Annotated in this window: 17 protein-coding genes; 10 read left to right on the top strand and 7 right to left on the bottom strand. The window is 49.5% G+C overall.

What is annotated here, in order from left to right:
- Positions 1-84 precede the first annotated feature (84 nt).
- Positions 85-789 (top strand): glycosyltransferase, encoded by a 705-nt coding sequence (locus MKY59_RS14105; protein ID WP_339278091.1) that lies wholly within the window; start codon positions 85-87, stop codon positions 787-789.
- A gap of 125 nt (positions 790-914) precedes the next feature.
- On the top strand, positions 915-1,562 hold the full coding sequence (pcp, locus tag MKY59_RS14110; protein WP_339278092.1) for a pyroglutamyl-peptidase I: 648 nt from the start codon (positions 915-917) through the stop codon (positions 1,560-1,562).
- A gap of 137 nt (positions 1,563-1,699) precedes the next feature.
- Here pcp and MKY59_RS14115 read toward each other — a convergent pair whose 3' ends face one another.
- Complete coding sequence (locus tag MKY59_RS14115) at positions 1,700-2,728, bottom strand: pectate lyase (RefSeq protein ID WP_339278392.1); 1,029 nt, start codon at positions 2,726-2,728, stop codon at positions 1,700-1,702.
- Positions 2,729-3,185: 457 nt separating this feature from the next.
- Here MKY59_RS14115 and MKY59_RS14120 point away from each other — a divergent pair, with 457 nt between their 5' ends.
- The gene (locus tag MKY59_RS14120; protein ID WP_339278393.1) at positions 3,186-4,595 is read left to right on the top strand and encodes an amino acid ABC transporter substrate-binding protein/permease; all 1,410 of its coding nucleotides are present in this window, start codon (positions 3,186-3,188) and stop codon (positions 4,593-4,595) included.
- On the top strand, positions 4,588-5,316 hold the full coding sequence (locus MKY59_RS14125; protein ID WP_339278093.1) for an amino acid ABC transporter ATP-binding protein: 729 nt from the start codon (positions 4,588-4,590) through the stop codon (positions 5,314-5,316). The genes MKY59_RS14120 and MKY59_RS14125 overlap by 8 nt, the downstream gene beginning before the upstream one ends.
- Before the next feature lie 173 nt (positions 5,317-5,489).
- On the opposite strand, the gene MKY59_RS14130 is transcribed toward MKY59_RS14125, so the two are convergent.
- The 3 genes from MKY59_RS14130 to MKY59_RS14140 all read right to left on the bottom strand — a co-directional run bounded on the left by MKY59_RS14130 (position 5,490) and on the right by MKY59_RS14140 (position 9,283).
- Entirely contained in the window at positions 5,490-7,802 is a 2,313-nt protein-coding gene (locus MKY59_RS14130; RefSeq protein WP_339278094.1) for an MMPL family transporter, read from the bottom strand.
- Between the two features lie 27 nt (positions 7,803-7,829).
- Positions 7,830-8,447 carry a TetR/AcrR family transcriptional regulator gene (locus MKY59_RS14135; protein WP_236413867.1) on the bottom strand — a complete coding sequence of 206 codons (618 nt, stop codon included), beginning with the start codon at positions 8,445-8,447 and terminating at the stop codon, positions 7,830-7,832.
- 200 nt (positions 8,448-8,647) lie between these two features.
- Positions 8,648-9,283, bottom strand: a complete 636-nt coding sequence (locus MKY59_RS14140; protein ID WP_236413868.1) for a LysE family transporter — start codon at positions 9,281-9,283, stop codon at positions 8,648-8,650.
- Positions 9,284-9,392: 109 nt separating this feature from the next.
- On the opposite strand from MKY59_RS14140, the gene MKY59_RS14145 reads away from it, so the two are divergent.
- A complete protein-coding gene (locus MKY59_RS14145) occupies positions 9,393-10,811 on the top strand; it encodes an amino acid permease (protein ID WP_339278095.1) in 1,419 nt (472 codons plus the stop codon).
- A gap of 110 nt (positions 10,812-10,921) precedes the next feature.
- Here the strand turns inward: MKY59_RS14145 and MKY59_RS14150 are convergent, their stop codons facing one another.
- On the bottom strand, positions 10,922-11,671 hold the full coding sequence (locus MKY59_RS14150) for a YqcI/YcgG family protein (protein WP_339278096.1): 750 nt from the start codon (positions 11,669-11,671) through the stop codon (positions 10,922-10,924).
- A 340-nt stretch (positions 11,672-12,011) separates the two neighbouring features.
- On the opposite strand from MKY59_RS14150, the gene MKY59_RS14155 reads away from it, so the two are divergent.
- From MKY59_RS14155 to MKY59_RS14175, 5 genes are all read left to right on the top strand, one after another.
- Positions 12,012-13,442 carry a PLP-dependent aminotransferase family protein gene (locus MKY59_RS14155; RefSeq protein ID WP_236413871.1) on the top strand — a complete coding sequence of 477 codons (1,431 nt, stop codon included), beginning with the start codon at positions 12,012-12,014 and terminating at the stop codon, positions 13,440-13,442.
- Between the two features lie 169 nt (positions 13,443-13,611).
- Positions 13,612-14,493 (top strand): pyridoxal 5'-phosphate synthase lyase subunit PdxS, encoded by an 882-nt coding sequence (gene pdxS, locus MKY59_RS14160; protein ID WP_236413872.1) that lies wholly within the window; start codon positions 13,612-13,614, stop codon positions 14,491-14,493.
- Between the two features lie 195 nt (positions 14,494-14,688).
- Entirely contained in the window at positions 14,689-15,858 is a 1,170-nt protein-coding gene (locus MKY59_RS14165; protein ID WP_339278097.1) for a GNAT family N-acetyltransferase, read from the top strand.
- Positions 15,859-15,950: 92 nt separating this feature from the next.
- Positions 15,951-16,322 (top strand): iron chaperone, encoded by a 372-nt coding sequence (locus tag MKY59_RS14170; RefSeq protein WP_339278098.1) that lies wholly within the window; start codon positions 15,951-15,953, stop codon positions 16,320-16,322.
- Positions 16,323-16,369: 47 nt separating this feature from the next.
- Positions 16,370-16,774, top strand: coding sequence for a VOC family protein (locus tag MKY59_RS14175; RefSeq protein ID WP_236413877.1), 405 nt, complete (start codon positions 16,370-16,372; stop codon positions 16,772-16,774).
- A 113-nt stretch (positions 16,775-16,887) separates the two neighbouring features.
- Here MKY59_RS14175 and MKY59_RS14180 read toward each other — a convergent pair whose 3' ends face one another.
- Complete coding sequence (locus MKY59_RS14180; protein WP_339278099.1) at positions 16,888-17,862, bottom strand: sensor domain-containing diguanylate cyclase; 975 nt, start codon at positions 17,860-17,862, stop codon at positions 16,888-16,890.
- A gap of 307 nt (positions 17,863-18,169) precedes the next feature.
- Positions 18,170-18,838, bottom strand: coding sequence for a DMT family transporter (locus MKY59_RS14185; RefSeq protein ID WP_339278100.1), 669 nt, complete (start codon positions 18,836-18,838; stop codon positions 18,170-18,172).
- Positions 18,839-18,873 lie beyond the last annotated feature (35 nt).

Below are 18,873 nucleotides of genomic sequence, written 5' to 3' on the forward strand. Positions count from 1 at the left end.
AGTGTGATTGATTAGTGCGGTTTCTTTAGTCGCAAGTGTCTCCAGCCATGAAATGAAAAACGTTCTACCGGAGGTGAGCGAACCATGATGAATCTTTCGTTAATCATCCCTGTTTGCAATGACGAACGAAATATTTATGACCTGTATATGGATATTAAGGACGCTTTTCATGAGCGGCTGGAACGTTATGAAATTATTTTCGTCAATGACGGGAGCAAGGACGGCAGCGATCGGGTATTGCGTGAAATTGTGCAAATCGATCCTTGCGTGAGAAGGATCAGCCTTGACCGGACATACGGGAAAAGCGCGGCCATTCAGGCAGGCATCCTGCATTCCAGCTATCCGCTCATCGCGCTGATGGATGCCAGCATGCAAACCCATCCCAAAGATATTTTCAAATTAATGCCGTTTATCCGCAGAAAAGATTTTGTGAACGGAAGATGGCGCACATGCGACGACAAATTTCTGAATAAAGTGTCCATGGATTTGGGAAGCCGCATCCGATGTTGGATTACAGGCCATAAAAATATAGATTCGATATGTCCGCTGCAGCTTTTTAAAAGGGAAGTAGCCGATCGTTTGTTTTTCTTCAATGGCATCGATCGATTTCTGCCCGTGATGGCGAGGATGCATGGATTTTCCGTGATAGAGGTCACGGTTGAACGGAATCGTGCGAGGAGCAGCACACAACGTCGTTTCTTCCATAATATCTGTGCAGGCGTGATGGACGCCATCGTCGTCGCATTGCTGAAGACAAGAGTGATCCGGTATAAAACGAAGAGCGGATAACGGTTTCCACGATAGGCACCGTGAATAGCGCTTCACCGGCTTAGGAAGGATAGAACGCCCGTTTGATCCCTGCTTGTGTTAATATTATCCTGTGCCGAGCATAATCAAGCAGAGGAGATCAACTTATGAGCAGAACGATTCTGTTAACCGGTTTTGAGCCTTTCGGCGGGGATGCAATCAATCCGGCGCAAAAGGTACTCGAATGGTTTGAAGGGCGATCCATCGAGGGTTATTCGATCTATGCCAAGGAACTGCCGACCGTGTTTGGTTCGTCGATCGAGCAGCTTTGCGAAGCGATCGACGAAATAAAGCCGGAGTTGGTGATATGCCTTGGCTTGGCTGCGGGCCGACCTGACATTACGGTGGAACGGATCGCCATCAATGTGGATGATGCACGCATTCCGGACAATGAAGGCAATCAGCCTCCGGGCCAGCCCATCTTTCCGGACGGTCCGGCCGCTTATTGGTCGACGCTTCCCATTAAAGCTATGGTGAATGCGATGAACGAGCAGGGCATCCCGGCTTCGGTATCCAATACGGCAGGAACGTTTGTGTGCAATCATGTTTTTTACGGTTTAATGCATAAACTCGAACAATGCGGAGGCCGCGCTCGGGGAGGCTTCATCCACATCCCGATGCTTCCGGAACAAGCGGTATCGCGCAGCGGACCGAGCATGGGCATGGAGATGATCCTGAAAGGAGTGGAAGCAGGCATTCGCGCGGCCATCTTGCATCCGAGCGACATTGTTGCTGCCCACGGGCAGATATGTTGAAGTCCAGCTGTTGGTCTTTAAAAGTTAAACCCGGGAGCCGCGTTTATAGCGGCTCTTTTTTGTTAGGCAGCTTGAGCTTGCATCAAACGGAATCAAGTTCTTGCCAAAAACAAGCGGACAAGAACTTGATCCAACGTTTATTTGCCAAAAACGAGCGTGGTATTGGATGATCCGGCGTATTTGGTCACGAATTCGCGGGCATAGCTGGCATCCCGCACTTCGTAGCTGTAATTGCTGCTGGGTCTCCAATTGGTTTTGGGTGATTTGGGAGCGGTCAAGGCTGGCGTACTGCCTGTATCGGTGAATTCGCCATTGCCCTTGTCATCGAGAATGCCGCCTTTTTCGGCACCTGCTCCGAAGTAATTGTTTTCCGAGTAAATGCGAGCTTTTTCGCCGATGGTCATCGCCTGGTTGAAGTTGTTGGCGTAGTTATTTTTGATGTGAAAGTATCCGTATCGCATAAGACCGGGCCCGCGAACGTACAGGTTCTCGAAGTAATTGTTGGCCATCGTGACGTGAGGCACGCCATTATAAGCACTGTTACCATCATTAGGGTGCCCCAGAATGATTCCGTATTTGTGATTCGCGAATTTGGAGTTGCTGATCGTAATGTAGTCGGCACGATCGCCGATGTAAAGCAGCTTGTCCAAATCACTGCCGCTGGAACTGTACGCATGCCCCGAGAAGGTTACATGGTCAATCCAGTAGTTCGTGCCGGAGGTAATGTACATCTGGATGTCGTCATTTCCGTTTATGCTGGCAGAATGTTCAAACGTGAGGTTCTGGAAAATGACGTTGCTTGAGCTGGAGGTGGAGCGGAAATGAATATTGGTGAGCGTGTGGTTGTTGTACGAACCAACAATGGTTTTGTTGGCGCCAAAGTTCACTTTTTGCAATGTGGATGAAGAAATGTTTTTTTCAATGACAACAATTTTCGGCGTAGTATCTGCAACTTGGGTTCGCAGGTCGCTCAAGGTACTGATATAGACGATCTGACCGTTTTTGCCGCCGGTGACGGCCGACTTGGAAACGCCATTTTCGTTTTTGGCGTTCCCGGCGAAACCGGTAAGTCCCGTTGTGCCGGTGTTCGGAAAACTGGCTGCACCATAAGAGGGTGAACTTGCGGGGAAGTTCAACAAAAACAGCACAGCGGCGAGCAATAAAATTGAAAGCCTTTTCAAAACAGGTCACCATCCTTTGTTTTGTCCTTAATTTTACATATTGATTATATTATGTATTTCGTTTCGCATCAATAATAATGATTTAATACGATATAAACTGCAAAAAACATACACACGTTAACGGAGAGGCAATGTATATAGGATTAATAAGAGAGGCTTTGAACTCAGGAAATTGGATTTCCTTTTTCAAGAAATAATAAGCAAGTTATTTGTTTTTCTGCCAAAATCATAACAAAAAAACGAATCAATAAGTCCGGTGCTGCAAATCCTAATATTAAAATTTGAAATTTTTCATTTTCATGCAATGAATTGGAATGTATAATGGGCAATACACGTGAACAAACATGTCACGCTAAAGCGGGAAAGAAAGATGTTATCCGGTGAGGGCCGAGAAGAAGGAGGACACATGAAAACAACAAAGGTCTCATTTGCATTACTATCCATGCTGCTGTTTCTGGTGGCGGGATTAACCGGATGGGCAGGTACCACTGCCGCACAATCCAATGAAGTCAAAACGTACGTCATCGGTACGGATATTACGTTTGCTCCGTTCGAATTCCAGGATTTGAACGGTGATTTCGTCGGCATCGATATGGACCTGTTGAATGCGATCGCCAAAGATCAAAATTTCAAGGTACAAGTTAAACCGCTTGGATTTAACGCAGCCGTTCAGGCACTGGAATCCAATCAGGTCGATGGCGTGATTGCGGGTATGAGCATTACCGATGAGCGTAAGCAAAAATTCGATTTTTCCGAAGCCTATTTCCAATCGGGCGTTGTTATGGGCGTAAGTGCCAACAATGATACCGTGAAAAGCTATGAAGATCTGCGTGGCCAAAAAGTCGCTGTTAAAACAGGGACGGAAGGTTACACGTTTGCAGAATCGATTGCTTCGAAATACGGATTTACGATCGTTCCGTTCGACGACTCTTCGCAAATGTACGATGATGTCAAAACCGGAAATTCGATCGCGTGTTTTGAAGACTATCCCGTTATGGCTTATGGAGTCACCCAAAATAACGGATTAAAGATCGTGACGGATAAAGAACCGGGCGGTTCTTATGGCTTTGCGGTCAGCAAAGGACAGAATAAAGAGCTGTTGGTGAAGTTCAATGCAGGTCTGACCAATATTCAAGCAAGTGGCGAATATGACGCCATCCTCGCAAAATACTTGGGTGAAGGTTCCTCCACGGCTGCGCTTGGCCGCTGGGAATTGATCCAGAAATCGCTGCCTGCGCTGATTAAGGGCATGGGCAAGACGTTATTGTACACGATCGTATCGTTGTTCTTTGCGTTCATTCTGGGACTGATCTTCGGTTTCATGAAGGTTGGCCAGAATAAATTTCTGCGGGGCGTAGCTACGGTGTTTGTCGATTTGTTCCGCGGTGTGCCGTTAATTGTATTGGCTTTCTTTATTTATTTCGGCATTCCGCAGGCATTAGGATTTACGATGCCGTTGTTCTTGGCTGCGATTCTGACACTCAGCTTGAATGCTGGGGCTTACGTCACCGAAATCATTCGCGGGGGAATTCAGTCGGTGGATCGCGGACAATTGGAAGCGGCTCGCTCCCTGGGTCTGCCTTACCGCAAGGCAATGATCAAGATCGTTATTCCTCAGGCGATTCGCGTTATGATTCCGGCATTTGTCAACCAACTCGTGATCACCTTGAAGGATACGTCTATTCTGAGTGTCATCGGTCTGGTCGAGCTGACGCAATCCGGTAAAATCATCATTGCCAGAACCTTTGCTTCGTTCGATATCTGGTTGACGGTTGCCATTATGTATTTGATCGTGATCACCATACTAACCAAATTGTCAGGCTATCTGGAGGTGAAGCTTCGCCGTGGGTAAAATCAAAGTCGAAGGATTGAAAAAAAGTTACGGATCGAATCAGGTGTTGAGAGGCATCGACATGACGGTCAACGAAGGCGAAGTGGTTTGCGTCATCGGGCCGTCCGGCTCCGGAAAAAGCACGTTTTTGCGCTGCATCAACAAACTGGAAGAGATCACCGAAGGAAGGGTCATCGTGGATGACCAAGACTTGAGCGATCCAAAAACGGACATTAACAAAGCACGCGAAAATATCGGCATGGTCTTCCAGCATTTCAATCTGTTCCCGCATTTCAGCGTACTGAAAAACATCATGTTTGCGCCGATGGAACTCGGTAAGCTCAGCCAAGAAAAGGCCCGTGATACCGCGCTTCGTTTGCTGGAGAGAGTGGGATTGAAGGATAAGGCAGACAGCTTCCCGAGCCAGCTTTCGGGTGGACAAAAGCAGCGGGTAGCGATTGCCCGCGCGCTTGCGATGAACCCGGACGTGATGCTGTTCGACGAACCGACATCCGCGCTTGATCCCGAAATGGTCGGCGAGGTGCTTGGCGTCATGAAGGATCTTGCCCGTGAAGGCATGACCATGATGATCGTAACGCATGAGATGGGATTCGCGCGCGAAGTAGCCGATCGCGTCATTTTCATGGATGGCGGCTATATTTTGGAGCAAGGCAAACCTGAAGATATTTTTGTGAATCCACAAAATGAACGTACCATCACCTTTTTGGATAAAGTGCTGTGACGTGTCGTAACGTGTTAACCACAAAATCAAAACCTTCCGGACTTTTAGGTCTGGAAGGTTTTTTTGCGGCATGGCTGTCGATTGCTTCGATCGGCTAATAACAAAAAGCACCTTCGAGAATATTCCTTGCCCGAGAGACAACGGGGAATTCTCTAGGGTGCTTTTCATAAGTTTCAGCGTTTTTCTTGTGCATTCAGTTCTGCGATCAGTTTGTCTCCTTCGACGTCCAGGTTTGGAAGCATGCGATCCAGCCATTTCGGCAGCCACCAAGCTTTGTCGCCAAAGAGGGACATCACCGCAGGCACAAGTGCCATACGGACCGCGAAGGCGTCGATCAATATGCCAAGCGCAAGCGCGAATCCAATCTGTTTGATCATAATATCATGGGTGAAAATAAATCCGGCGAACACGGATACCATAATGATGGCTGCTGCGACAACGACGCGGCTTGCCATTTGATAACCATGTTTGACGCTGTCGTTTCCGCGATGTCCGTGCACATAGGACTCTCTCATCGAGGATACCAGGAAAACCTGATAGTCCATGGCCAATCCGTAGAGAATGCCTGTAACCATGATCGGAATAAAGCTAAGCAGAGGACCGCCCGTGTCAAACCCGAACCATTCTTTTGCCCAACCCCACTGGAACACGGCTGTAGTTAACCCGAACGTAGCAAGGATACTCAGCAAAAACCCGATGGTAGCCTTAATGGGTACCAGAATGGACCGGAAGACCAGGAGCAGGATGACCAATGAAAGGATTACAATGATTCCGATATATACCGGGAAAACTTCTGCCAGTTTGGCAGACATGTCGATGTTGACCGCAGTAAGTCCTGTAACGCCAAGCTTCATATCCTGATCGCGTGCAATCGCAGAATCTGGTGAACGCAATTCCTCGACCAGCTGTTTGGTCGCCTGATCCGTTGGGCCTGTTTCAGGAATGAGGCTTAGAATGGCCATTTTGCCGTCTTTGCTCACACCGGCAGGCGTTACAACCGAAACGTGGTCCAATTGTTGCAATTGCTGGGCAAGCATGCCCAACGTTTGAAGCGAGACCGTCTGCGACGCATCGTTAGGCTCGGCCACAATGAGCAGAGGCCCATTGAAGCCTTCTCCGAATCCCTTCGTAATGGCGTCGTAACTTTGGCGCGCGGTTGTATCCAGATTGGCCGTAGCGCCTGATGGCATGCCAAGTTCCATTTTGGCAACCGGGAGCGCAGCCGTGCCGAGAATGGCAATGACGGCGACGATGACGAGCCAGCGAAACTTCACGACGCCGGAAACCCAGCGATCCGCGAGTTTGTTTGCCTGTTTAGCCCCTTGTGTATGATTCTTTTCTCTTGCTTTGCGGGAGCAGATGCGTTCGCCCAACAGGCCGAGCAAGGCCGGAAGAAGCGTCAAGGCAATCAGCACGTTGAACAGTACGGTAACGGAGGCGACGAGCGCCATCATGCTCAGGAAGGAAATGCCGATCACCAGCAATCCGCACAGCGCGATGATCACGGTCAGACCCGCGAAGAATACGGCGCTGCCTGCGGTGCCGACGGCCCGGCTCGCCGCTTCGCGCGCGCTTAGGTTTTGGTCAAAAATCAGTCTCCGCTGCCGGTTGACGATAAACAGTGCGTAGTCAATGCCGACGGCGAGGCCGATCATAAGCGCCAATACCGGTGTAAAGGAGGTCATCGTCACGAAATTCGAGATGGCGAAGGCACCGCCTACACCAGCGGCTACACCGAACAATGCGATGACGATTGGCAAACCTGCCGCAACGACGGAGCCCAGCGTCATAAACAGAACGATTGCGGCAATAACCAGGCCGTAAATCTCATTGCTTCCGATCGGGATGCCGACTTCTTTCAACGAATCGCTCGGCAGGATGGTTATATTCGTTCCTTGTTCGGCTTGCGATACCGCCTGAATGACGGAATCCGTGACGCCTTTGGGCAAGGAGTTCTGCTGTACCGTGAACTGGAATTGGAACAATGCCACGTTGCCGTCTGAGGAAATATTCACGCCAGGTACGGGCATGCCATTAACTATAAGAGGCCCATAAGGCGGTAACTCCGTTTGCTCCGAGCTTGTTTGTCGGGATGCGGCGGCCTGCGCAGCCTGCTGCTGCATGGCTGAAGCGTCGGCACCGGCAGCAGCGGCCAGCTCCGCAGGATTGATAACGTAATCCAATTGATATACATCATTCACCGCTTTGGTGATGGCGCTAAGGTTATCGGGCGTATCCAAACGCTCTCCTTCGGGAGCGCTGAAAATAACGCTGCCTTGGCCTCCCGATGCTTCGGGCAATTCCTTTTCCAAACGGTCCAGCACTTGCTGGGAAGGGGTTCCTTCGAGTTTGATGTCGGACGAGACATGCACGCCGTTCATGCCCAAGGCCGCTGCGACGATGCCCAGAATCAGAACCCAGCCCAAGATGAAGTACCACGGTTTGTCGTAAGCTTTCCTTCCAAGTCTATAAAGTAGTTTTGACATCGTTTTTTCGTTCTCTCCTAACGTTCGTTAAATCTGGAATCCATTGCGCAAATAAGTAAACGCGGAATCGATATATTCATCGAATGAAACGGAACCCGGCGTATCCTCGGAAGGCAGCCCAGGAATGTTAACAGGGACGCTCCCATCCAGCAGGGGGATGATCGCCGCGCAAACGGCGCCGGCAAGAAAATGGTTATAGCCCACCGGATAACGGTTTTCGAACAGTCCATTCAGCGCTTCCTGGGCAGCGGTCTGCAATCGGTGCAACAGGCTGAGCGTGTAAGGAGCCAGCGTCGGATACGTTTTCGACAGTTCCAGAATTTGATGGATTCTCCGAAGGACCTCTTCCGTCAATTGCATTTTGATGAACTGGTACATGACTTCAAGCGGCGTCGTATCTTCGGGCAGCCGTTCAATCATGTCCAAATATTCGTCAATCCCGTGAAAATGCTCGCCCGCCATGACTACGGCTTCCTCCTTGCACGAAAAATGATTCGCGAACGTTCTGCGGGAATATCCTGCGCGCTGCACGATATCTTCGACCACGAAACCATCCAGCCCGCGTTCCAGGGCAAGTTGAAAAGCGGCTTCAGCCAAAGCGCTGGCGGTGGCTTCTTTTTTGATAGCGCGTAAACTGCGGTTCACGATGGTTCACCTCCGATTCCATAAAAATGTGGGAAAGATGCCTCAATCATATCAATTAATTGCCCAATGTGCAATTTTGCCTAAAGTGCAATATTTAAAATCGAGAAAGTTGCATGAAAAAAAGACCATAAGGCTGAGGGCCCAAGGTCTCACATGCAAGTCACATACGTCTATTGCTAGCGTACGTTACATACAACCAATCAGACACTGAACATGTGCCAGAGTGCCAATATGAACTGATAGGAGAAATAGAATGAAAATCCCAATAAAAGTATGCCTGCAATGACGGAGACAAAACGAATCATGGCCCGGCTCATCACTTTGCGCGAAACGGAAACGATGGACATCAAGCCCAAGTCATGAATCACAATGCCGCATAACACGCCGATGGCCGCAATGGCAAAGCTTTCTTTGCCTGAATTGTAAGAAGCCGATAACACGGCTCCGAAAACGGAGATCCAGAAGATCAGATTGCCGGGGGATACAGCAACCAGCAGTCCGCTGAAGAATGTGCTCCAGAACGATTTTTTCGTTTTTTCATCTGCCGGGGTGATGTCCTGGTCTGCGTTCCGGATCGAATCATAGCCCAGGTAGGCCAGAACGGCTGCGCCCGCAAGCCAAAGCGGAATTTGCACATAAGGCAATGCAAGCAAGGAAGCAAACCCGAAATACATCGCCAGGATCAGCGAAACATCGACCGTCATGCCGCCCAGACCCACGGCCCACCCGTGAACGAACCCGTTTTTTAATCCTTGCTTCGTCATCTCGACCGTAATAGCGCCGACAGGCATGGCTATGGCGAGACCGATTAAAACATATTTGATGTAAATTTCCATAAAAAAGCTCCTTTCACTATCGGGAATCCACGCGGAGACATGAAAAAAGACTGGATGGGCAAGCTACTTGAAGCAACATCACTCACTCATATGAAAAAGGAATGAATCCATGGGTACTGCATCAAATGCATCAGATAAGGAGAAAAAACTGAAATGGTGGCAGCTAAGCCTGCTTGGCGTTGCTGGCACGATCGGTACGGGTTATTTTTTGGGATCGGGACTGGCCATCTCCATCGGCGGACCGGCGGTATTGTTTGCTTATGTTTTGGCGGCGCTGGGGACCTATGTAGTGTTCGATGCCCTGGCTCGGATGACGGCCGGTCATCCCGAGCAAGGCTCCTTTCGTTCCTACGCGAAGAACGCGTATGGCAGCTGGGCAGGGTTTGCGAGCGGATGGATCTACTGGTTTTCGGAGCTGCTCATCATGGGAAGCCAACTGACCGCATTAGCTATTTTCTCGCGATTCTGGTTTCCTGCAGTTCCGCTCTGGCTGTTCGCTGCCGGTTTCGGACTGGCAGGCATGTGCATCGTCTTTTTCGGCAATAAAGGATTCGACCGGGTCGAGCACGTGTTGGCGATCATCAAGATTGCTGCCATTGCGATGTTTTTGATACTGGCATGTTCACTTCTGGCCGGATGGATCGGGGGAGCGAAATTCAATGCCGATATGCCCCTCGATGCTGCAGAGGTCCTGCCCAAAGGATGGAACGGGCTGTGGTCGTCTTTTCTGTTTGCGTTCTATGCTTATGGCGGCATTGAAGTGTTAGGTATCTTGTCCTATCGGCTAAAAGACCCCAAACAGGCGCCCAGAGCCGGGAAAGTCATGTTGATCACCCTTGCGGCAGTCTACGCCTTATCCATCGGACTTGCCGTAAGCATGGTTCCATTAAGCGCGTTTAATCCGAAGGAAAGCCCGTTTGTGTTGGCGCTGAGCAGCGATCATCTGAAATTCATCCCCCACGTGTTCAATGGAGTGTTGATCATTGCCGGATTTTCCACCATGACTGCATCCCTGTACGCCGTTACGTCGATGATGATCACCCTAGCACAGGAGGGGGATGCGCCTAAGCTTTTTTCGCGAAAATGGAAGAAAAAATATCCGCTGTTTGCGTTAACCCTCATCGGCTGCGGCTTGATCGGAACCATTGCCGTTTCCATAATGCTGCCGGAAAAAGTGTATGAATACGTCACGACGGCAGCCGGATTAATGTTGCTGTACAACTGGTCCTTTATTTTGATGTCTTCGGGCAAATTGGTAAAGGCGACGGTTTTCGCGAAAATCAAGCGCTGGGTCGGATTGCTGCTCATCGGAGCGGCCGTTACGGGAAGCTTGTTCCATCCGCTCAGCCGCCCCGGATTTTTCGTCAGCCTGCTGCTTGTTGCACTGATTGGTGCAAGCGACTTCATGGTCCAGCATGTCCGCAAAAAGAGGGCGCGTCTGTCAGAGCCCCATCCAGGGAATGCCGATGCGATGCATTTTTCCGAACGGATGCCGACATTTGCGAAGCGAAGAAACAAACTGAAATGATGAAGGCATGACAAAAGCCCTCTTTCGAAAGGACTGCTTTTAACATCTTATTCGAAGGAGGGTCCTTCTAGGACAAGGTTCTGTTAATTCGTTGACAAGCACGTTTCGAATCACTCCTGCCGCTGTCCTTTTTGCAGGGCGCGATGAAACGGGCACTTGGATAAAGAAGTCTCGTCATCCCGCAGAAAATACTGCCTGTATTCAAGGTTTCCTTGCGATCCGTACGGTTTCAATTCCGGGTGGGCGGGAGCAGCATCGTATTTGACCAAGCGCTCGCGGATTCTCGGAGCAATGGCAGCAGCCTTTTGGGGATGGGCATTCCAGCGATCAAGCACCCAACGGGGCGTTAAGGCTAACATGAAATAAGGGAAGCTGCGGCTTTGGCGAAGGACGTGCGCCGGCGTGCCGCAATAGACAAAATAACGTTCTCCGTCATAACAGTACTCCCACATGGCATTTTCCGGATCTTCCGGAATGTCGGACGGCCAGGATGCATCATCGAGACCGCTGACCTCACTTAACAGATTCCAGAATAACGTTTCATAACTCAATACGTCTTCAACATTATCCCCGGGTTCAAAAAAAACGACCAGGGAAGAATAATCGCCGAAAGAGCGTGAATATTGTCCATATTCTGCAATGATGGCTGCCAGTTGGCTGCCTGCAGACCCATTGCCCGAATTGGACACGAACCCATAACGGAGGTGGCCCAGTGCGAAGGCATGCGTTGCCGGAATGCAGGGAAACCGGTGTTCCCGATCGCCCATTTTGGAAGCGAATCGCTTACAGGCGTCTTTTTTCCAGTCATCCAGTGAAAGCTCTTCACGCTCGATCTCCGTATGTTCGAACAGCAGCGACATGAACAGTCCTCCTTTTCTCTATAGGATATCGCCCAGAAGGAAAATGGTGACTGTCCAGTTGACGTTTTGCGCAAGGCCTATAACGACAACAGGCGCGTGCTTTCTTGCCCGTGTAAACAAACAGCCCAGCGCACATCCGGAGATTGAATGGGCTGCTTTGTTTGCACGAAGGTATTCGGCAAGCCGTCCTTAATGGCGGCTTTTTCCCGCTTATGGATCTTTACATCCAACCTGATCCCATTTAAGATGAATATGATTTTGGCCTCGTTGAAATAATGACAAAGACAAGAACTAGGGGGGCCAGAATTTTTGATTTAATGATCTTTGGGAGATGGAACATATGCTCGAAATTACCCCTAATCTTGATCCGGCCTCGGATGAGCCGATGTATTTGCAGCTATATGAATACCTGAAAGACGAAATACAGAAAAAAAGAATTCCGGCTAACGGCAAATTGCCTTCGCAACGGCGCTTGTCCTCGTATTTGAACATCAGCCGCAATACGGTAGACGCGGCATACCAGCAGCTCGTTGCCGAAGGGTACGTCATCAGCGAAGAACGCCGGGGGCTGTTCGTCGCCGAGATGCAGGATACGTTTCTGCTGGCCGGCCTTCCGCATGATGCACTGCAGTCCGGAAGCGAAGGTGAAGCTGCCGGACTCGAGGGACCGGCGCAAAAGTACGCATTCGATTTTAAATATGGGGAAGTGGACCTGACTCATTTCCCCTTCAAGCTATGGCGTCAAATGATGATGAAAAGCATCATGGCCGAACAAAATAGCGTGATTTTGGCCGGGGAACCGCAAGGAGAACTTGGACTGCGCAAGCAAATTTCGGAGTACATCTATCAATCCCGCGGCGTAAATTGCCGGGAAGAACAAATCGTTATTGGTGCGGGCACGCAGTATCTGTTAAGCATGCTATGCAAGATCATCGGCAGGGAGCATGGTTTCGGGGTGGAAGATCCCGGGTACGATCAGGCCCTTCTGGTCATCAAGGATTACGCAAAACAAGTGGAACCGATCCCTCTCGACAAACACGGCCTGAGCGTGGTCGAGCTGATGAACACGGACGTAAAGGCCGTATATGTTACGCCTTCGCATCAGTTCCCGACAGGTACCGTCATGCCGATCTCCAGGCGGTTGGAGCTGATCGAATGGGCAAAAAATAACGACGGGTACGTCATCGAAGACGATTACGACAGCGAATTCAGGTATGAAGGCAGGCCTATTCCGTCACTGCATAGTTTGGATATGCATGGAAACACCGTGTATTTAGGCACGTTTTCCAAACTGTTGATGCCTTCCATACGAATCAGCTTCATGGTGCTGCCGGAAAAACTGCTAGGAACGTACAACGAGCGGTACGCGGGTTACAAACAAACCGTGTCCAAACTGGATCAGCATACGCTGGAGATGTTCATGGAAAGCGGCGAATGGAGCAAACATCTCAACAAAGCCAGAAACATTTATAAAAAAAGACATCATGCGTTATTGACGGCAATCAAGGATTACATGAAGGACAGCGTTCAAATCATCGGTTCGGCTTCAGGGCTGCACCTGGTGCTGGAGCCGCGCAACGGCATGACCGAGGAAGAACTTATCGCCGCCGCGCAGCATAATGGCGTTTTGGTCTATCCGATGTCTGCTTTTTATGAGAAAAAGCATCATTCGGGAAACGCGCAGGTCCTGCTTGGTTTCGGAGGATTGAATGAGGAACGGATCCGCGAAGGCGTTTCTCTGCTCTGCGAGGCTTGGTTTCGTGGACGATAATTTGTCCCGGTTTTGCACGGTAACGCGTTGTGGTCCTATATAAAATTTAAAATCTGGCCCTACCCATTACTCCCGGAATGGTTTAATTTATAAGAGCCAGTTAACAGAGACGAAATAAAAGCATGCAATGCTTGGATGGTTCGTTCGAATTCGGATAGGGGGACTACAGATGAATACAGGTACCGATCGTGTGAAAAGAGGCATGGCAGAAATGCAAAAAGGCGGCGTCATCATGGACGTCATGAACGCCGAACAGGCAAAGATCGCAGAAGCGGCCGGGGCAACGGCAGTCATGGCGCTGGAGCGCGTGCCATCGGATATCCGTGCCGCAGGCGGCGTTGCTCGGATGGCAGATCCAACGATCGTGGAAGAAGTCATGAAAGTGGTAACGATCCCGGTTATGGCCAAAGCACGCATTGGCCACTACGTGGAAGCCAAAGTGCTGGAATCCCTGGGTGTGGATTACCTGGACGAGAGTGAAGTGTTGACACCAGCCGATGAGGTGTACCATATCGACAAACGCGAATTCGTCGTTCCGTTTGTTTGCGGCGCGAAGGATCTGGGTGAAGCGCTGCGCCGGATCGGAGAGGGTGCTTCGATGATCCGTACCAAAGGCGAGCCGGGAACCGGAAATATCGTTGAAGCGGTCCGTCATATGCGTTTGATCAACAGCCAGATCAAGAAAGTGGCGGGCATGTCCAAAGACGAGCTGTATCATGAAGCCAAATTGCTCGGCGTTCCTTATGAGCAGCTGCTGGATGTACACGAAAACGGCAAACTGCCGGTCGTCAACTTTGCGGCAGGCGGTGTAGCCACCCCGGCGGATGCGGCGTTGATGATGCACCTGGGCGCAGACGGCGTATTCGTAGGATCAGGCATTTTCAAATCGGACAGCCCTGAGAAGTTTGCGCGTGCGATCGTGGAAGCAACGACGCACTACACGGATTACAAATTGATCGCCGAAGTATCCAAAAACCTGGGTACGCCGATGAAAGGCATCGACATTGCCACGCTTGCACCGTCGGAGCGCATGTCGGACCGCGGCTGGTAAGATCATCAAGACCACGGTGTGTGACCGTGGAGGACTATAGGTCAAGAAAGCACCACTCTTTATGGAGTGGTGCTTCTTCTTTTTACGCAGGGCAACTGTACGAAAAGGGGAAATGCCGAAGGAACGACTTACACTTTTAATACCCTGCCAAACCTTATACAATAAGGCATATCCGCAAGAAGAAAGGAAGATGAAATGATGCCACTGACCCCTGCAGGAATTCAAGCGATGGAGCTTCGGATGGACGTGAATGGGGAAGCGTTCGTCGTACATCCGACATTGTTGTGGGACGAGCAGCATGTCGTTCTCGTCGATACCGGCATTTCCGGGCAATTGGACCTGATCCGTACGATGCTGGAAAAGGAAGGGTTTGCTTTGGACAATCTGACGCATGTCATCATCACGCATCAAGACCGCGACCATATCGGCAGTCTGCCGGAAGTGGTGCAAGCCAGGGAAGGCCAGGTCGCGGTGCTGGCGCATGAGAAGGCCGTCCCTTATTTGACCGCAGCGATCCCGCTCATCAAAAGCAAGGTTTTTGCACCGTCCGTGCAGGTGCATACGGCACTTCAGGATGGCGACATTCTTCCGTTGGCCGGCGGCATTCAGGTCGTCTATACGCCGGGGCACACGCCGGATCACATGTCACTGTACCATATTCCGAGCAAAACGCTGATCGCCGGTGACGCATTGACTTCGCAAGAAGGCAATCTTCTCTCCTTTGACCCCCAACATACGTTAGATCCATCCACCGCTTTGCAGTCGATCGCGAAATTGCTGGAGCTCGACGTGGATGCAGTGATCGCTTATCATGGCGGTGCCGTCACGAATCATGTGAAGGAACGGCTGCAAGAAATCGTACATACGACACCCGTCATTCGACCATGTGCGGAGAGCGATGAACCTGCCATTTTCCGCATTATTAACGATGCAGCTATCGCCTATCAAGGGGTTATTCCGGAAGATCGGTATCATGTGCCGTATATGAGCCTGGAAGAGCTGAAGCAGGAGATGAACAGTGGCGTAAACTTCTGGGGCGTCGAGCTTGGCGGACAACTTGTCGGCGTCATGGGTATCCAAGACAAAGGGGATGTGGCGTTAATCCGTCATGCTTACGTACAAACGACAAGCCGCCAGGGCGGCATTGGCACCATGCTGCTGAATCACATCGTTGGATTTACCGACAAACCGATCCTGATCGGCACATGGGAAGCGGCATCGTGGGCCATCGCGTTTTATGAGAAAAACGGCTTCGCCCTGGTTCCGCCGGAGAAAAAAGCGGAGCTGCTGCAGCGATATTGGGACGTGCCGGAAAGGCAGATTGAAACGTCGGTCGTGCTGGCATCTCCGAATGTTTTAAAGTAAATATGTTCATCCGTGTACGGTTTCGATTCATGGTAAAATGGAAAGGCGATTATCATCGTCAACTGAAAATATTGCTCTTGAGGAGGGGGATTATGGAATTTTTTGCGGAATATTTGACGCGCATCGATCATCCGGAGCACCGTGCCCGAATGGAAGAAGTATTGAATTGGGTAAAGGAGTCTTATCCGGTCTTATCGCCCAAAATTGCATGGAATCAGCCCATGTTTACCGATCACGATACGTTTATTATCGGGTTTAGCGTGTCCAAACAGCACATCGCCGTAGCTCCCGAGAAGGTGGTCATTGAACGTTTTGCGGATGACATTACCCAAGCGGGCTACACCCATACCAAGGAACTGATTCGTATGCCGTGGAAAAATGAAGTCGATTTTGGTTTGCTTGCGAAACTGATCGAGTTCAATATATTGGACAAGGCTGAGTGCACTACGTTTTGGAGAAAATAGAAAGCAAGCTCGAAGCACACTACAAAAATAAAAAGGGAGATCCCGTCATGGCAAAAATCGGCCCTAAAATCAAAACGTTTTTGATGTTTGAAGGTCAGGCAGAAGAGGCGATGAACTTCTACGTGAGTCTGTTCGAAGACTCTGAAATCACAAGCATTCAACGATACGGCCCGAATGAAGATGGTCCGGAAGGTTCTTTGCATCAAGCAACATTCAAGCTGGCCGGGCAAACGTTCATGTGTATCGACAGCTACGTGAAGCATGCTTTTTCGTTTACGCCTGCCATTTCCCTGTTTGTGGAGTGTGAATCGGATGAGGAAATTGAACGCACGTTTGCCAAATTGCTGGATGGAGGAACCGTGTACATGCCGCTTGGCGCTTATCCATTCAGTTCCAAATTCGGCTGGGTCGGAGACAAATTCGGCGTGACGTGGCAGCTTAACCTGGCCTGATCCGTTCTCTGAAAAAGCGCGTAAATCGTATGCTGAAAGCAATCATGACGGAGCAAGATTGCGGACAAGCTTGCTCCGTTCAATGTCATCGATTGCTCCGATAAGCAATGATTTCAGGCTTCAAGACCCACGCCTTCATAAAACTGATACTTGTTTTTGCCGCTTGATTTGGCTTGATATAATGCGGCATCCGCATGCTCAAGCAGCGTGGACAGATCGATATTCATTTGTTCGGTATAAGGAATGATGCCAATGCTCACCGATAATTGGAATTTCTCCTTATCCCTGAGACTGTCCCAGGAGGATAACCGGCCCAGAATCAACTCTGCCTGCTTCACAATCTGATGCTGATCCGACAAATGATGATAATAAACCACGAATTCATCCCCGCCAAGCCGAACGACAAACCCGTCATTGTGCAGCATCAGCTCTTCCAAACGAAGGGACACTTCCTTCAATACCAAATCTCCCGCATGATGGCCGAACAAGTCGTTTACATTCTTGAAGCCATCCAGATCAAGGAACAACAAAGCTCCATATGCTGTTGGATGTTCATCAAAGTATTTATGCAGGAACTGTCTGTTGTAAGCCCCCGTTAACGAATCCCTGAAGGCCAATTTTTCCAAATCCAAATAATATGAAAACAGCCTCGCCACTTTTTGAAACAAATTCACGCTTGTGCGGTCAAATACCGAAGCCGTGGAATTCACGGCGCATAACGTGCCGAATACATCCCCGTTTCTCAGGATTATGGGAACCCCTAGGTAGGAACCGATACTGGCTTCCTTTAAAGCAGGCAGCAGATCATCCAACGCCGAGTCTTGGGTGATATCTTCATAGACCAACGGCGCATCGCATGAGAAATCAATCCGGTTGCATACGGTGGAGTCGACTTGAATCGTCATCCCTTCATGAATTCCGATCGTTTTATCATTGTCCAACACTTTCAGGATGACTTGCTCTGTGTCGGTGAGGGAACTCAGGAATAAAAACTTATCCCGGAGAATCTGATTGGCCATTTCCAAAATATCGTGCGTGACCTCGTTGAAATTTGTATAAAAAGGAAATTCTTTGATGGGCTGACTCATAATGTAACTCTCCTTAATATCAAATATATATAGTTGCAGACGATCAGGTTATCGCTGTGAAATATGTATTCAAGACCGGGTGTCCGGGTCTTCTTGTTGATTTCGTTTAAAAATAGTATCAACCTATATATTACTAAAAACTTACATTCAAAAAAACAAAAATATTTTTCAATTTTTAATAAAATGAAAAAACAGGACTTCCTAAAACGAGGTTTAGGAAGTCCTTCGTATAATGCTGACCAATTGGAAAATGTTCTAGGGAAAAGTAAAATGTTTAGTTGGATCAAAAAAGAGCATGAGAGGATCATCAAGCGGCTTTAGGCGCCGCAGGTTTGCTGTTTACGATCCAAATGCCGAACAGGACGAGGGCGATGCCTCCAAGCGTGGCGATCTTGAAGGATTCATGTAGGAAGAGCCAACCGGACAACACCCCGATGATGGGAACAGTCAACAATGTAATCGATGCTTTGCTGGCCTCAAGTTTGGACAGAATGTTGGTCCATAATACAAACGCAAGCGCGGACGCAACAATGCCGGAAAACAGCAAGTACAACACAGCGTTCAGATTCCAGTGGGTTGTCCCATGTTCGAACAGCAGGGAGCAAATGAACAGACCGATCGTTCCGAATGCCATCTGCCAGGTCGTGAACTGCACTTTGTCACAGTCCTGAAGCTTTTGTTTGATGATCAGGTTGGAGATTGCCCAAGAGATTGCGGACGAAAGAGCCAGCAGTAAAATCCAAGGATTCCCGGAGAAACGAATGTCCATCGCGAGTCCCAATCCCAGAATGCCAACGATGATTCCAATGGATTTGCGGGTCGTTAACCGGTCGCTTGGAATGACGTAATGTGCCATTAAGGAGAGAAACAAGGGCATGCTGTAGGTCAGCACGGACGTTAAGCCGGCACTGATGTAATTCAGGGATACCTGAATCGCAATGTTAAAATAGGACGTTTGCAAAATGCCGCAGATCACGTAGTTTTGATAATATATCTAAAATTGACTAAAAT

The sequence above is a fragment of the Paenibacillus sp. FSL W8-0426 genome (assembly GCF_037969725.1).
Taxonomy (GTDB): domain Bacteria; phylum Bacillota; class Bacilli; order Paenibacillales; family Paenibacillaceae; genus Paenibacillus; species Paenibacillus hubeiensis.